Source organism: Robertmurraya sp. DFI.2.37, from assembly GCF_029211245.1.
Taxonomy (GTDB): Bacteria; Bacillota; Bacilli; order Bacillales; family Cytobacillaceae; genus Robertmurraya; species Robertmurraya methanolica_A.
Map to the genome: position 1 here is coordinate 1 of NZ_JARGEJ010000878.1, position 288 is coordinate 288.

Genomic DNA, 288 nt, shown 5'->3' on the forward strand with positions numbered 1-288 from the left:
TTTAGATCAAAAAAGAGTACCCATTCTAAACTGGCACCTATGTCAAGGACACAATAAAAAAAGAGATAAAGCAACTAGAAGATGATTCCTATATTGAATAGGGGTCATCTTTTTTAAGTCCCACTGATATCGATAGTTGTTATAGTAAACCATATAATGATTTATTTTTGCCTTTAATTCTTTTAATGTTTTACAAGACTGATAGTCTACCTCATCCTTTAGATGACCACAGAATGACTCTTGAGGGGCGTTGTCCCAACAGTTTCCTCTTCTAGACATAGATTGGCC

At 34.7% G+C, this 288-nt stretch carries 1 protein-coding gene; it reads right to left on the bottom strand.

The window, feature by feature from the left end; all coding sequences use genetic code 11:
- Positions 1–42: 42 nt before the first annotated feature.
- On the bottom strand, positions 43–288 hold a 246-nt coding region (locus PZE06_RS28985), incomplete at its 5' end, for an IS3 family transposase (protein WP_275792535.1).